General features: G+C 70.7%; 14 protein-coding genes and 1 pseudogene. 4 read left to right on the forward strand and 11 right to left on the reverse strand.

Annotated elements, in window-relative coordinates:
- Positions 1-21 precede the first annotated feature (21 nt).
- A complete protein-coding gene (locus EL493_RS26305; RefSeq protein WP_022565610.1) occupies positions 22-705 on the reverse strand; it encodes a phosphonatase-like hydrolase in 684 nt (227 codons plus the stop codon).
- A gap of 8 nt (positions 706-713) precedes the next feature.
- Positions 714-1,841, reverse strand: a complete 1,128-nt coding sequence (locus EL493_RS26310; protein ID WP_019048158.1) for a TIGR03364 family FAD-dependent oxidoreductase — start codon at positions 1,839-1,841, stop codon at positions 714-716.
- Between the two features lie 96 nt (positions 1,842-1,937).
- Between EL493_RS26310 and EL493_RS26315 the strand changes: the two genes are divergently transcribed.
- Entirely contained in the window at positions 1,938-2,660 is a 723-nt protein-coding gene (locus EL493_RS26315; RefSeq protein ID WP_019048159.1) for a GntR family transcriptional regulator, read from the forward strand.
- 4 nt (positions 2,661-2,664) lie between these two features.
- Here the strand turns inward: EL493_RS26315 and EL493_RS26320 are convergent, their stop codons facing one another.
- On the reverse strand, positions 2,665-3,024 hold the full coding sequence (locus EL493_RS26320) for a DUF4254 domain-containing protein (RefSeq protein ID WP_019048160.1): 360 nt from the start codon (positions 3,022-3,024) through the stop codon (positions 2,665-2,667).
- A 477-nt stretch (positions 3,025-3,501) separates the two neighbouring features.
- On the opposite strand from EL493_RS26320, the pseudogene EL493_RS26325 reads away from it, so the two are divergent.
- Positions 3,502-4,313, forward strand: a pseudogene (locus tag EL493_RS26325) (helix-turn-helix domain-containing protein).
- On the opposite strand, the gene EL493_RS26330 reads toward EL493_RS26325, so the two are convergent.
- The 5 genes from EL493_RS26330 to EL493_RS26350 form a co-directional block, all read right to left on the reverse strand.
- The gene (locus EL493_RS26330) at positions 4,307-5,125 is read right to left on the reverse strand and encodes an ABC transporter permease (RefSeq protein ID WP_019048161.1); all 819 of its coding nucleotides are present in this window, start codon (positions 5,123-5,125) and stop codon (positions 4,307-4,309) included. The pseudogene EL493_RS26325 and the gene EL493_RS26330 overlap by 7 nt on opposite strands.
- Positions 5,122-5,952, reverse strand: a complete 831-nt coding sequence (locus EL493_RS26335; RefSeq protein ID WP_022565607.1) for an ABC transporter permease — start codon at positions 5,950-5,952, stop codon at positions 5,122-5,124. Before EL493_RS26335 ends, EL493_RS26330 begins: the two co-directional genes overlap by 4 nt.
- Positions 5,953-6,002: 50 nt before the next feature.
- Positions 6,003-6,893: a thioesterase domain-containing protein gene (locus EL493_RS26340; RefSeq protein ID WP_162178099.1), complete on the reverse strand. Its 891-nt coding sequence runs from the start codon at positions 6,891-6,893 to the stop codon at positions 6,003-6,005.
- 58 nt (positions 6,894-6,951) lie between these two features.
- Complete coding sequence (locus EL493_RS26345) at positions 6,952-7,443, reverse strand: hypothetical protein (RefSeq protein ID WP_019048164.1); 492 nt, start codon at positions 7,441-7,443, stop codon at positions 6,952-6,954.
- Positions 7,444-7,643: 200 nt separating this feature from the next.
- The gene (locus tag EL493_RS26350; protein WP_019048165.1) at positions 7,644-8,945 is read right to left on the reverse strand and encodes a TIGR03118 family protein; all 1,302 of its coding nucleotides are present in this window, start codon (positions 8,943-8,945) and stop codon (positions 7,644-7,646) included.
- Between the two features lie 155 nt (positions 8,946-9,100).
- Here EL493_RS26350 and EL493_RS26355 point away from each other — a divergent pair, with 155 nt between their 5' ends.
- Together EL493_RS26355 and EL493_RS26360 are read left to right on the forward strand one after the other, a co-directional pair.
- On the forward strand, positions 9,101-9,598 hold the full coding sequence (locus EL493_RS26355) for a peroxynitrite isomerase (protein ID WP_019048166.1): 498 nt from the start codon (positions 9,101-9,103) through the stop codon (positions 9,596-9,598).
- A 268-nt stretch (positions 9,599-9,866) separates the two neighbouring features.
- Positions 9,867-10,106 carry a hypothetical protein gene (locus EL493_RS26360; RefSeq protein ID WP_019048167.1) on the forward strand — a complete coding sequence of 80 codons (240 nt, stop codon included), beginning with the start codon at positions 9,867-9,869 and terminating at the stop codon, positions 10,104-10,106.
- On the opposite strand, the gene EL493_RS26365 is transcribed toward EL493_RS26360, so the two are convergent.
- The 3 genes from EL493_RS26365 to ispG all read right to left on the reverse strand — a co-directional run bounded on the left by EL493_RS26365 (position 10,100) and on the right by ispG (position 14,050).
- Positions 10,100-11,878: a penicillin-binding transpeptidase domain-containing protein gene (locus EL493_RS26365; RefSeq protein WP_019048168.1), complete on the reverse strand. Its 1,779-nt coding sequence runs from the start codon at positions 11,876-11,878 to the stop codon at positions 10,100-10,102. The two genes, EL493_RS26360 and EL493_RS26365, sit on opposite strands and share 7 nt — an antisense overlap.
- Positions 11,879-11,954: 76 nt before the next feature.
- Positions 11,955-12,758, reverse strand: coding sequence for a GNAT family N-acetyltransferase (locus tag EL493_RS26370; RefSeq protein ID WP_030202890.1), 804 nt, complete (start codon positions 12,756-12,758; stop codon positions 11,955-11,957).
- Between the two features lie 137 nt (positions 12,759-12,895).
- Complete coding sequence (gene ispG, locus EL493_RS26375) at positions 12,896-14,050, reverse strand: flavodoxin-dependent (E)-4-hydroxy-3-methylbut-2-enyl-diphosphate synthase (RefSeq protein WP_030202891.1); 1,155 nt, start codon at positions 14,048-14,050, stop codon at positions 12,896-12,898.
- Positions 14,051-14,124: the final 74 nt, after the last annotated feature.

Below are 14,124 nucleotides of genomic sequence, written 5' to 3' on the forward strand. Positions count from 1 at the left end.
CGAAGGGAGATCGTGGCGCGCTCAGGCGGCCAGCACCAGCGCGGGGAACTCCGTGACCGAGGTGACGACGTGGGTGGCGCCCGCGGCCCACAGCTGGTCGGCGGTGTGCGCGCCGGTCAGCGTGCCCGCGACGACCCGCGCGCCCGCCGCACGGCCGGTGGCGATATCGCTGGTGGTGTCGCCGAGCACGGCGATCCGGTCGACCGCGTCGGCGCGCAGGCGCAGCGCGGCGGTGAGAACCAGGTCCGGGTAGGGGCGGCCACGTCTGGCGTCGGCCGGGGCCAGGGTCAGGTCGGCCAGGTCGTCCCAGCCCAGCGCGGCCAGCAGCTTGTCCTGGGTGGGACGGCTGAACCCGGTGGTCAGCGCGACCCGCACGCCCGCCTCGCGCAGCGCGGTGATCGCCTCGGCGGCACCGGGGATCGGGGCGATGTCGGCTTCTTCGATGAGGGCGTCGTAGGCGTCCTCGAAGGCGAGATTGGCTGTCTGCGCGGTCTTCTCGTCGCCGAGCAGGGCCCGGAACACCGCGATCTTGGATTGGCCCATGGTGTCGAGGACATAGCGGCGGGCCGCGTCGCGGCGCGGACCCTCGGGCTCGATCCCGGCGGCGGTGGCCGCGGCCTCGAAGGCGCGCAGCACCAGTCCACCGTCGGCGACGGTGGTGCCTGCCATGTCGAGGACGGCGAGCTGAATAGTGTTGTCGGGCATGGTCTTCCTCACAGTCCGAGGTGGTCGGCGGTCTGCTCGCCGAGGGCGGGGCCCAGGGTCATGCCGCGACCACCGGGGCCGGTGACGACCCAGACGTTGGTGTCGGCACGCACCCGGGTGACGAGGGCGTCGGGGTCGACGGATTGGCTGTACACACCGGCCCAGCGCCGCACGATCGGCGGCAGCTTCCGGCCGAGCAGTTCCTCGGTGACCTCGGTGAGGTGCTCGTAGGGCGCCTCGTCCACATCGAAGGCGAACGGTTCGGCGTACTCGTGGGTGTCGCCGATGGTGAGACCGCCGTGCAGGCGCTGCACGCACAGCAGCTGCATCTTGTGCTCGGCGGCGGTGGCGGTCTGGGACTGTTCGGCGGCCAGCGCGTCGACCTCGGCCCCGGCGAACCCGGGGTAGTAGCGGAAGCTGTCGCCGTCGGCGATCGCGGTGGTGAGCGGTTCACCCAGCGGCGCGGTCTGCATCATCTGCAACCGCACCCGGCGCACCGGCAGGTCACCGGCCAGTTCCCGGGTGAGTCCGGAATGGGCGGCGCCCGGGCAGTGCACCACCAGATCGGCCTCGTGGCGGCGGCCGTGGTCGTCGACCACGACGGCGCCGGAGCCGGTGTCGGCTACCGAGCGAGCCTCGGTGCCCTCGTGGAAGGTGTAGCGCCCGCTGCTCGCCATGTGCGCGCGCAACGCGGGCAGCGCCTGACGCGACTCCACGACCGCATCGGCCGTGCAGTGCAGTCCGGCCAGGAAGGTCCCGCGCAGCGCGGGATTGAGCGCGCGCACCGCGTCGGGCTCGAGCAGGTCGAAACCGCGGTCGGTCGCGGTGGGTCCGGCCACGGCGGCCTCGGCGACGGCGAGTTCGGCGGGCGTGCGCACCAGGGTGATCGAGCCTGCGGGCCGGAAGCCGATTCCGGCGACCCGCCCGCCGATCTCCGCCCACAGCTCCCGCGAGCGCAGCGTCAGCTCGAGCTCCCCCGCCGCCCGGCCGGAGACCCAGACCAGACCGAAGTTGCGCACCGTGGCACCGCGCGCCTCCCGCTCGCGTTCGAGCTGGACGACCTGGTGGCCGCGGGCGATCGCCGCCCAGGCATGTGCGGTGCCGAGTATCCCGCCACCGATGATGACCAATCGCATGCACCGATGGTGGCAAATGGTCTAGACCGATAGGTGTGGGCTGCGCGAACGCTACGTTAACTTTTGGTATAGACCAATCCGGGTAGGCTGGGCGGCATGGAAGCCCCGCACACGACGCGCGTCCCGAAGGTGTTCCTGGTTCGCACCGAAATCGACGCCATCCTGGCCGATCTCGGCGAAGGCGATCCCGTTCCGTCCGAACGCGAGCTCGCCACCCGCTTCGGCGTCGCCAGGGAGACGGTGCGCCAAGCGCTGCGCGAGCTACTGGTGGCGGGCCGGATCCGGCGCCACGGCCGGGGCACGGTGGTCTCCCGCCCCAAACTCACCCAGCCACTGTCGCTGCGCTCCTACACCGAGGGCGCGATCAGCCTCGGCCGCACGCCGGGCCGCATCGTTGTCGGCTGGGAGGACATCGCCGCCGACGGGGCGACAGCCGCCGACCTCGAACTCGAAGCGGGCGCGCCGGTGATGCACCTGGAACGGGTACTGCTCGCCGACGGCGAACGCATCGGCCTGGAGAGCACGTATCTGCCGCTGCCCCGATTCGCCGGGCTGCGCGACGGCTACGACCCCACCACCTCGCTGTACGCCGCGATCCGCGCCACCGGCATCACCTTCGCCGGCGCGCGGGAACGCATCGAGACGGTGCTGGCGGCGCCGAGGGAAGCGGGGTTGCTCGAATGCACCACCGCGCTGCCGATGTTGCTGTTGCATCGGCGCAGTGTCGACGCCGACGGCGCACCCATCGAACGGGTGCGGTCGCTGTACCGGGGTGACCGCGTCGCCTTCGAGGCGAGGCTGTCACCCGAGCACGCGTGAGTTCCTACTGCTCCGGCAGCCTGCGCCTGCCGCCCGCCACGTCGGTCACCAGATCGGTGTAGCCGTCGACCAGCTCGGCCAGGTGGTACCAGTGCTTGTGCGTGCTGTCGCTGCGCGCGCCGTCGAGATCGATCGCCTGGTTGGCGTCGACCCAGCTACGGGCCATCCGGTCGACGACGGCGCCGAGGCTCTCGGTGTGCAGCGACGCTCCGTTGCGGTGCAACGGGATCTCCTGCACGATCCAGTCGTTGATGTCGTCGACGAGTTCGCTGCGACGGCAATCGATCTCGGCGATCAACGCGGCGTCGCGCACCTGCGCCCGCCGTTCGTGCAGTTCGGCGAGCGCGTGCGCCGACCGCAACAATTCTCGATCCTGAAAACGCCTGCCCTGGAATGCGCACAACAATTGCGGCGCAGTCGGCAGTACCCCCATCACCGGCGCGCTCATCGCAACGCCCCGAATTCACCCGACACCCAAGATTTGTGTACCAACATGATTGGCTCTCGATTCGGTTATCCCGGTCTTCTGTTCGGATTGCTCGCAACCAGGCTATCTGGATCATGCTCGCTCCCACAGCGAAACGCAAGATTGCGTTGTCAGCCTTGCGGTAAAGCCGCCCTGACAGAACCCACGCTCACATCCGCACGGCGGCAAGGCGTTACGCGGTAGCCGAGCCACCGCCGACCATCGGTTATGCGTCCGAACCTGACCTATCGGCCGATCGCGTGACATCGGCGTCGCACAGCGCAATAATGCGTTCACGAAGCGCGCCACAGGCGAAGGGGAACCATGGCAGGCAAGCGCACGACACTGACCGTCCGGCTACGCAGGCTCGCCGCCATGCTGCGCGAGTTGCGGGAAAGCGCGGGGCTGAGCAAGGAAGACGTCAGCGCACGCACCGGCATCAACGTGACGACGCTGTATCGCATCGAAATGGCGCAGGCCCGCCCGCAACGCCGCACCCTCGGCGCGATGCTCGACCTGTATCAGGTCACCGACAAAACGCGCGAAGAAGCGCTGAGCCTGCTCTCCGACGCGCTCAAACCCGGTATGTCGCACGCCTACGAGGGCGCGGTGTCCGACGTCTACGCCACCTACATCAACTTCGAGGCCGAAGCGCTGTCGGCGCGGCAATATCAGACGTCGACGGTGCCCGGCCTGCTGCAGACCTACGAGTACGCGGCCGCCGTGATCGACACCTCGATGCCGCGGCTGGACGCGGCGACCATGAGAGCAGGGCCAAGGCGCGGATGGATCGCGCGGTCAACCTGTCCAAGGAGGACCCGCTGGAGTTGTGGGTCGTGATGGACGAGGCGGCCATCCGCAGGGTCGTCGGCGGGCCGGCGGTGATGGCGGGCCAGCTCGACCGGTTGATCACCGAGACCAAGCGCAAGAACGTGATCCTGCAGATCCTGCCCTTCGACGCGGGCGCGCACCCCGGCATGGCCGGTTCGTTCACGCTGCTGGATTTCCGCAATCCGGTCGACCCCGAACTGGTGTACGTGGAGAGCCTGGCCATCGACACCCTGGTCGAGGGCCACTCCGAGATCCGCCGGTTCGGCGTGATCTTCGACCAGCTGCGCGCGATGGCGCTGAGCCCGCGGGACTCGGCGGTGCTGCTGGCCGAGGCGCGCGCCGCGATCGCTCAGTAGCGGCTGGCGCGGCGGTACCCGACCACCGCCGGCACCGCGAACACCACGAGGGCGCCCAGCGACCACGCCAGCGTCGCCAGCAGCGGCCCGCGCACCGGACCGCCGAGGGCGAGCCCGCGCATCGTGTCGACCGCGTGGGTCAGCGGGTTGTGCGCCACCAAGGGGCGCGCCCAGTCCGGATAGGCCGACACCGGGACGAAACCGCTGCTGAAGAACATCAGCAGCGACGAGCCGAGCGAGATGACCTCGACCAGTGTCGTTTTCGCGGTGTACACCGCCAGCGCGGTCACCATGGTCGCGAAGCCGAGCCCATAGATCAGCGGGACGGCGAACAGGGCAAGCGCGGCGAGTGGGCCCTGGGTGAAGCGGAAGCCGAGCACCGCCCCCACCGCGAAGATCGCCAGCGTGCACACCGTGATCCGCGCGCATTCGGCGAGCACCCGCGACAGCAGGCCGGAGGCGCGATGCACCGGCAGCACCCAGAACCGGGCGAGCAGCCCTTCCTCGCGTTCCCGGCCCAGGGTCACCACGCCCGCCAGTGAACCGGACATCACGCTCACCAGCGACACCATCGGCACCGAGCCGTAGAGCGCGTCGGCCTCGGCGAAGGCCGAGACCTGCTTGCCGAGCACGGAGTTCAGCATCACCAGCAGCAGGCCGGGGAACACCAGGGCCTGCATCACCGTCAGCGGGTCGCGGTACCAGCGCCGCAGCAGCCGCTCGGTCTGGATCATGGCCTGCGGCAGCAGCAGCCACAGCGTCTCGGTGTGGCGGGTCACCCTGGGCAGGGGGGTGCGCGTGGACGTGGTCATCCGCGCCGCCGGACCGCACGGGACCAGGCCAGTGCGCCGCAGCCGAGCAGCAGGCCGAGCGCCCAGGCCAGGCCGGGACCGAGGGTGGCGAGGTCGACCGCGCCCGCGTCGCCGGTGGCGTCGCCCGCCAGTGCCCGCAGCCCGTCGACGAAGCGCGACACCGGCTGATGCCGCGCGTAGCCCTGGACCCAGCCGGGGAACTGGCCGGCCGGGGCGAAGCCGGTGGACACCATGCCGAACAGCAGCTGGGGCAGCACCAGCACCTGGGTGGTCGCCTCGGGACTGCTCGACACACTGCCGAGCAGATCGGCGCCACAGCACAGCGCGAGGGCGACCAGCATCGCCAGCCCGACGAACCCCACGGTGTGCCACCAGGTTCCGTAAAAGCGGAAGCCGATCACCAGGCCGCAGGCCAGTGCCCCGGCCACCGCGACCGCCGAACGCTGTGCGGCGGCGGTGATCCTGGCCGCGGCGGGCAGCCAGCGCGGCATCGGCAGGGTGGCGAACCGCGCGTCGAGGCCGTCGCGGGCGTCGGTGGCCGAGCGGTGGGCGGCGGCGATGGCGCAGAACGAGATCGCCTGCAACACGATCATCGGCATCAGGAATTGCGCGTAACTACTCAGCCCGTGCCCGTACGCGCTCATCACCAGGTTCAGCGGCACGTAGAAGCCGAGGGTGAACACCACGGGCGCCAGGGCCGCGGTGACGATCTCCCCCGTGCGCCAAGACGGCCGGATCAATCGCCCGGCGAGCACCACCCACTGGGACACCACCGAGATCGCCGGCTCGTCCCGGGGCCCGGCGACCGGTTCGGCCGAAATCTGCACCGCCCCATGGTGCGTGACGGGCTCGGCGCGCGCACGGTATCCGGCCGAGTTCACCGCCGCACGGCAGGCGCCGCGGCGGCGAGAACCCGGGCGAGTTCGGGCAGCAGGTCGGGCGCGGTGAGCTCGGCGGGCGTGCCGTCCAGCACCACCCCGGTCACCGTGCCCTCGACATACGGCCGCCAGCCGCGCACCACGGCCGCCGGATCCGGGCGCTCCGTCCCGTCGGGTCCGCGTCCCGCGACGCAGACCGTGAGATCGCCCGGCAGCACCGAGGGGCGATGACCGGACAACATCGTGGTGGCGGCGCCGGCCGCGTCGACGAGCCGGTCCAGGTCGGCGCCGGTGAGGTGGACCGTTCCGGCCAGCGCGGTGCCGAGGACGGCGGCGGCCGCGGCCGCGGACAGGTCGGGCGTGGCCACCTCGACACCGAGCCCGGCGACGAACTCGCCGACGGTCGGCCGGGCGGACGGGGTCACGTCGCAGGTGGCGGGATCGGAATCGAGCAGCACGACCGAGACTTCCGCGCCCGCGGCGCGAAGCAGCGCCGCGATCTCGTGCGCCACGAAGCCGCCCGCCGACCACCCCAGCAGCTGATACGGCCCCTCCGGGGCGATGCGGTGGATCTCGGTGACCAGATCGCCGGCGTACGCCCGCACGGAGCGCGGCACCGACTCGCCCGCTTGCAGCCCGTACATCGGGACGTCCGGATCCACGCACGCGACCAGCCCGGCGAAACTCCAGGCCAGCGCGGCTTCCCCGGGGAGGCAGAACAGCGGTGCCCCGGTCACGCGCGGGCCGCGCGGACGGATCGGCAGCACCACCGACAGCGCCGCCGCGTCGCCGTACTCGTCGGCGCGGACCGGGACCACCGGACAGGCATCGGGCCGATCGGGTGACCACGCGCAAGCCGCGGTCGCGGCGGGATCGGCGGGATTGCTCACAACACAGGATACGTCGGACGAAACGACCACCGGCCCAACAGTTTCGGGGGCACGGGCGTCAGTAGGCGTGGGTGGGCAGCGTGCGGATACCGGCGGACAGATCGTCGACCAGCCGCTGATAGGTGTCGGCCAGCTCGTCGAGCCGGACCCATTCGTCGTAGTACACCGGGTCGGGCGCGCCGGCCAGGACGACGAAGACCTGGACGCACAGCCCGGCCAGCCGGTCGACCAGCCCGCCCAGCGTTTCGCAGTGTTCGTCGGCGGCGGCGAAGGGCACCGGCGCCGCCAGGATCACCCAGCGGTCGATCGCCCGCATCAGCTGTGCCCGCCGCCGATCGAGCGAACCGAGTTCGCTCAGCGGGGTGCGCTCCCGCGATTCGTGCAGCAGCGCCAGCTCGCCCGCGGCGTCGAGGAAGGGGTGGTCATCGTGTGGCAAACCGCGGAACGCGGCGAGCAGCTCCACGCGGCCGGGCAGCAGCGACGCCGTACCGGTCCGCCGCACCTGCCCGGTGTCCGGACGAACGACGACGTCGTGGCGCGAAACCTTCATCCGACGACCTCCCGATCAGGGCACGGCACCCGGGTGTGGGTGACCTCGTGTGCGGCGGGACGCGGCCGCCGCCGCGCGGATCGCGCGCACCGGGCAATCGTCCCGCCACCACTGTCCCCCACAACGGCGCCGGACGGAAGCGAAAGGCATACCGGACATTCGGATTGTCCGCTCTGTCGCCGCCTCCGCCCGGTACCGGACTACTGCACGCGCAGGCTGCCGAACAGGCCGTCCTTCTCGTCCTCCGGGCCCGCCGTGAAATACAGCGCGTTCGCGTCGCCCAGGCTCTCGCCATTGCCGAACATCAGGGCCCACAGGCCGGCGATCTCGACCGGCTTCGCGTCGCCGTCGCGCAGGTAGTCGACGAAGGTGCCGGTGGTGTCGTCGTAGGCGAGCACCCGGCCGAGGCCGCCGAAGTTGCCGATCAGCAGCTTGCCCGAGAGCGCGCCGAAGTTGCTCGGCGCGATCGCCACGCCCCACGGGGCGTTGAGCCTGCCGCCGTCGTCGATGATGCGCACCAGCTTGCCCGCGGCGTCGAACTCGGCGACCTTGCCCTTGTCGGGGGTGCCGTGCGCGGCCTTGTCGTCGTCGGCGTCGAGCGCGTCCACCTCGCCCTTGTCGAAGGCCTTCTTGTCCTTCTCGTCGGCCTTGGTGATGGCGTAGGAGACGAACACCCGGCTGCCCAGGGTGGTGACGTTGAACGGCGCCGGGTCGCCCGGCTTGGCCTTCTTGCCCTTCTCGGGCGTGGCCGGGTCGATCAGCTCGCCGGAGGCGAACGGGTTGGCGAACCCGGTGGTCGCCACCGGCTGCCAGAACTTGTCGAAGGTGCGAATCTGCGGGTCGGCGCCGAAGTCGGCGGCCAGCAGCTTGTCACCGGCCGGGTTCAGCGCGATGCCGAAGAACGCCATGCCCTGGGCCGACCCGTCGAACACCTGGTTCGCGCCACCGTCGCGCCGCACGATCGCGCCGTCGGGCGCCTGCTCGGTCCAGGCCGAGATCTTGCCGGAATCGGTGGCGAAGATGAATCGCGACGAGCCGCCCAGCGGGACCGGCGTGCCGTCGACGTCGACCCACTGGTCGCGCACCGCGAACAGGTCGGAGTTGATCGGCGCGGGATTGAACGCCACGCCGGTGACCTTGCCGACGCTCTTGTCCGAGGTGTCGGCGTCGCCGCCGGGCACGCCCACGAGCTTGAGCTGATCCTGGAACAGCTTCTGCAGCTTGGGGTCCGAGGAGGTGTGCACGTCGCCGACGAACTGGAAGGACTTGCCGCCCGCGCCGACCCAGAAGTGGCCGCCCGCGCCCTTGGGGCGATTCGCCAGCCCCCAGGCGTCGACCATCTCGGAGAAGGTGAACTGGGCGTGGTAGGAGTCCTTGTTGGCGGCCAGGTTGGTCTGGCTGTAGAGGTTGCCGTCGAGCGCGGTGACATCGTCACCGGGCTCGGTGCTGGAGCAGGCCGCGGCGAGCAGCAGTGCCGCGGCGAGCACCGCACCGCGCATCATTCCGGACCGCACCCCGCGGGCACTCCTCACATGTCCGTTCACGTTCTATCCTTTCGACCTCCGCCGGACGGCGTTTCAGGCGAGGCTGACCTTAGCCTGACCGCGGCTCCGGCGTGCCGTGACCGTCCACGCGGGGGCAGGTCTAGGCTGTCGCCGTGGTCGAACCCTCCGCCCCCGTCGCCCCGCATCCCGACATCGCCGCACTGGCACCGCTGCTCGGCAGCTGGCGCGGACGCGGTCACGGCGAATACCCGACCATCGAGTCCTTCGACTACCTTGAGGAGATCACCTTCGGTCATCTCGGCAGGCCGTTCCTCACCTACCGCCAGCGCACCAAGGCCGCCGCCGACGGCAGGCCGCTGCACGCCGAGACCGGCTATCTGCGGTGCCCGGCACCCGGCCGGGTGGAACTGGTGCTCGCCCATCCCACCGGCATCACCGAGATCTGCGAGGGCACGATCACCGAAACCGTCGACGGAATTCGCCTGGAATTGAACTCGACGAATATCGGGCGCACCGGATCGGCGAAAGAGGTGACCGCCGTCGGCCGTTCTTTCCACGTGACCGGCGACACGATCGACTACACGTTGCGAATGGCCGCGGTGGGCGAATCGCTGCAACACCATCTGGCCGCGACTCTGCAACGCGCCTGAGCGCCACCGATATCGGGAATTCACCTCCGCACCGCCACTGAACTGCGGCGACGACGATCGATACCGTTCGTTCACCTGATCATCACGGCCGGGTACCGGTTGTGTTCGAACACGCCCGCACATAACGCAACAATTGTGTGTCGCTTGCCGTCGTCGCCTGTTGCCCGAGATGTCACCGTTCTACGGTTCTTCCATCGCCACGACCGCGAAGACAAACGAAAGGCTGCCCGGGAAAGCACGTCGAAACCCTGAACGAGGGAGACGAAGCATGAGGCGTTCCACCTTGATCCTGACCACTGCCGGAATGATTCTGGGCGGCGCCGCCGCCATCGACCTCCTCGACGGCGCGGGTACCAACGCCGCGCCCGAGCCCGTCGCCGGCTACAACGTCCTGCACAACACGGCGACAGCCCATTCCGAGAGCAGTTCACTCGCGGTGGTGCGGGGCCTGCTGGCGACCGAGAGCGCCGACGGACCCGGCCACACCGCTTCGGCGCCCGCTCAGTAACCGGGCGGCAGCGCCGCGAACATGTCCCGGGTGACAGCGACCGCGTTGTCGGAGCTGCCACCCTTCACCAGCAGTGTCGCGAACGCCATGTCGCCGCGGTACCCGACGAACCACGAGTGCGACCCGCCCTCGACCTCGGCTTCGCCGGTCTTGCCGTACACCTCGCCCTGATCCCGGATCCGCTCGGCGGTGCCGCCGGTGACGACCATGCGCATCATCGTGCGCAGGCCGTCGACGACGTCGGCATCGATCGCGGGCCGGTCGCCGGTCACCTCGGTGGGCCTGCCCGCGATCAGGTACGGCACCGGCGCCGACCCGTGCGCCACCGTCGCCGCCATCACCGCCATCCCGAACGGGCTCACCACCACCTTGCCCTGGCCGATGCCGTCCTCCGCGCGCTGGACGAGCCCGTCGGCGGGCGGCACCGACCCCGACATGGTCGGCAGCCCCTCCACCTCGTAGTCCTGCCCGATGCCGAGCCGGGCCGCCGCCTGGGTGAGCGCGTCGTCGTCGAGCCGGCTGGCCAGCCGGGCGAAGGTGGTGTTGCAGGACCGCTCGTAGGCGGTGGCCATCGGCACGTCACCGACGGAGAACAGGTTGTAGTTGGGGATGGTGCGCTCACCGATGGTGGTGTGACTCGGGCAGGGCAGCACCGTGTCCGGCGTGGCGATGCCCGCCGCCATCGCCGCCGAGGCGGTCACCGTCTTGAAGATCGAGCCCGGCGGGTACTGGCCGCTGGTGGCCACCGGACCGTCCCGGTCGGCGGCCTTGTTCTGCGCGACCGCGAGGATCGCGCCGGTGGAGGGTCGTAGCACCACCATCATGGTCTGCTCGGTCCGCAGGTCGACGGCGTGCTGCGCGGAGTTCTGCACGAACCGGTCGATGCTCAGCGCGAACGAGGGCGCCGGTTGCGCGGCCACCTCGTGCAGCACATCGAGATCGGCGCCGTTGGCGTTGCGGGTCACCACACTCCAGCCCGCCTTGCCGTCGACCTCGGCGATCACCGTCTTGCGGACCTGGGTGAGCAGATCGGGCGCGAACTTGCGGTCGGTGGGCACCATGTCCCACTCCTGGGTCAGGGTGACCCCGGGGAGCCCGATCAGCTCGCCGCCGATCGTCTCGGCCTCGTACTCCGACAGCAGGATCACGGTGTAGCCGCCGTCGGCCTTGCGGGCCGCGTCCAGGATCGACTGCGGCGTATAGGCGACCGGGTCGATGCGGCTCAGCGCCGCGGCGAGCGCGCCGGCCACCCGGGTGGGATCGGGCGCGTCGGCCATGTCGAACCGCACCCGCGACACCTTGCCCGGGACCAGCACGTCACTGCCGGCCGACTCGTTGACCCGCGCGCGCGGCGCCGGGGCGGTGCGCAACTCCAGGGTCTGTGTGTCGCCGAGTTTGGGATGGATGTCGGCCGAGGTCCAGCGGACCAGCCAGCGGCCGCCGCTGCGGCCCATCTGGAGTTCGCCGCTGTAGGTCCACTGGCGGCCCTTGGGCAGGGTCCAGGAGTAGGTGTAGTCGACCGTCGCGGTGTCCCCGCTGACGCGGGCGTCACCCGTCCTGACCTCGAGTTTCTCCGCCTGCAATGCCTGCCAGGCCGAAGTCAGTGCGGCCGTTGCCTTCTCGGGCGAGCTGGTCAGCCCGGCGGCCGCGGCCAGGTCGTGGCCTGCCAGGGCCGCGGCGAACGCGTCGGCGGCGGGGACCGGTCCCTGCGGGCCGGAGGCGCAGGCGGTCGCCGCCACCGCGAGGGCGGCCACCGCGTACGTGGTTACCATCCGTGTCCTCATCGGCACCGATGGTAGCGGCGACCGGGCAGCAAACCCGGCAGGACGGCGCCGTACACGCCCGGAATCAGTCGACGAGCACCGTGGCGAAGGTCGCGATCTGGCGGAAACCCACACGGCTGTAAGCACGTCGGGCGATCCGGTTGTAGTCGTTGACATACAGGCTCGCCGTACGTCCGGTCGCCACAACGGCATTGGCGACGGTCGCGGTGCCCGCGGTCCCCACCCCGCGCCCCCGGAACTCCGGATGCACCCAGACGCCCTGGATCTGGCCGGTGCGCCGCGACAGCGCGCCGATCTCCGCCTTGTACACGACCTCGCCCTCGTCGAAACGTGCCCAGGCCCTGCCGGATTCGATCAGGCTCTGGATCCGCCTGCGGTAGCCGCGGCCACCGTCACCCGCGCGCGGGTCGACGCCGACCTCCTCGATGAACATCGCGATCGCGGCGGTCAGGTACCGGTCGATCTCGTCGGGCCGGACCCGGCGCACCTGTCCGTCGGCCCGGGCCAGCGCGGGCGCGGCCAGCGCGAGCAGCGGCTGATCGGCACGCAACTCCCTGGCCGGACCCCAGGCGGGCAGCAGCAGTTCCCACAGCGGCAAGGCCAGCTCCTGCCTGCCGACCACCGAGGAACACACCCGCGGCCAGCGGGACGCGCGCTCGGCGAAAGCCCGCAGCGCCTGCTGGTCACCGCGCAGCGGAACCAGGTTCGCGCCGGAGAAACACAGCGAGTCGGCCGGCCCGCCGCGGCTCCACAGCTCACCCAGGCCGGTGCGGGTGTCGAGACCGAACTCCTGCACCCGGGCCGCGATCATGCACGACGCGACCGGGTCGGCATCGAGGACACGCAGCACCTCGCCCAGATCTCGCATGGACACCGGGCGCGCGGACGCGGTTTTGGACCGTCGCGTCGGCTCCAGCAGACTCCGCACGGCACCAGCCTGCCACGAAAGCAGGCGCAGTGGTACAGGTCCGCCGAATCCGAGTCCGGACCGTGCGGGCAGCGGGGTCAGCCCACGGTCACGACGGGCTCGGCGCCCGGCTGCTCGCCCATCTCCTCGGCGATCCGCATCGCCTCTTCGATCAGGGTCTCCACGATCTGGGCCTCCGGCACGGTCTTGATGACCTCGCCCTTGACGAAGATCTGGCCCTTGCCGTTGCCAGAGGCCACCCCGAGATCGGCCTCACGGGCCTCACCGGGACCGTTCACGACGCAGCCCATCACCGCGACCCGCAGCGGCACCTCGAGGCCGTCCAGGCCCGCGGCCACGGCGTCGGCCAGGGTGTACACGTCGACCTGGGCGCGCCCGCACGACGGGCACGACACGATCTCGAGCTTGCGCGGGCGCAGGTTCAGCGACTGCAGGATCTGGCCGCCGACCTTCACCTCCTCGGCGGGCGGCGCCGACAGCGAGACCCGGATCGTGTCGCCGATCCCCTCGCCGAGCAGGGCGCCGAAGGCCACCGCGGACTTGATCGTGCCCTGGAACGCCGGGCCCGCCTCGGTGACGCCGAGGTGCAGCGGGTAGTCGCTCTGCGCGGCCAGCTGCCGGTAGGCCTCGACCATGATCACCGGGTCGTTGTGCTTGACCGAGATCTTGATGTCGCCGAAGCCGTGCTCCTCGAACAGGCTCGCCTCCCACAGCGCCGACTCCACCAGCGCCTCCGGGGTGGCCTTGCCGTACTTCTCCAGCATCCGCTTGTCCAGCGAACCGGCGTTGACGCCGATGCGGATCGGGATGCCGGCGGCGCCCGCCGCCTTGGCCACCTCGCCGACCCGGCCGTCGAACTCCTTGATGTTGCCCGGGTTGACCCGGACCGCGGCGCAGCCCGCGTCGATCGCGGCGAAGATGTAGCGCGGCTGGAAGTGGATGTCGGCGATCACCGGGATCTGCGACTTCTTCGCGATGGTGGCCAGCGCGTCGGCGTCCTCCTGACGCGGACACGCCACCCGCACGATGTCGCAGCCCGACGCGGTCAGCTCGGCGATCTGCTGCAGCGTCGCGTTGATGTCGTGGGTCTTGGTGGTGGTCATCGACTGCACCGAGATCGGCGAGTCGCTACCGACACCGACGTTGCCCACCTTCAGCTGGCGGGTCTTGCGCCGGGGAGCGAGCACAGCAGCGGGAGCGGCGGGCATCCCCAATCCGATGGTGCTGGTCACGGTCGGCTGCCTTCTTTCGTACGTGTGTCGATTTGACCGGGAGTATTGCCGTCGAGCTTAGTCGCGCCGGTACA

It is taken from the genome of Nocardia asteroides (assembly GCF_900637185.1).
Classification (GTDB): domain Bacteria; phylum Actinomycetota; class Actinomycetes; order Mycobacteriales; family Mycobacteriaceae; genus Nocardia; species Nocardia asteroides.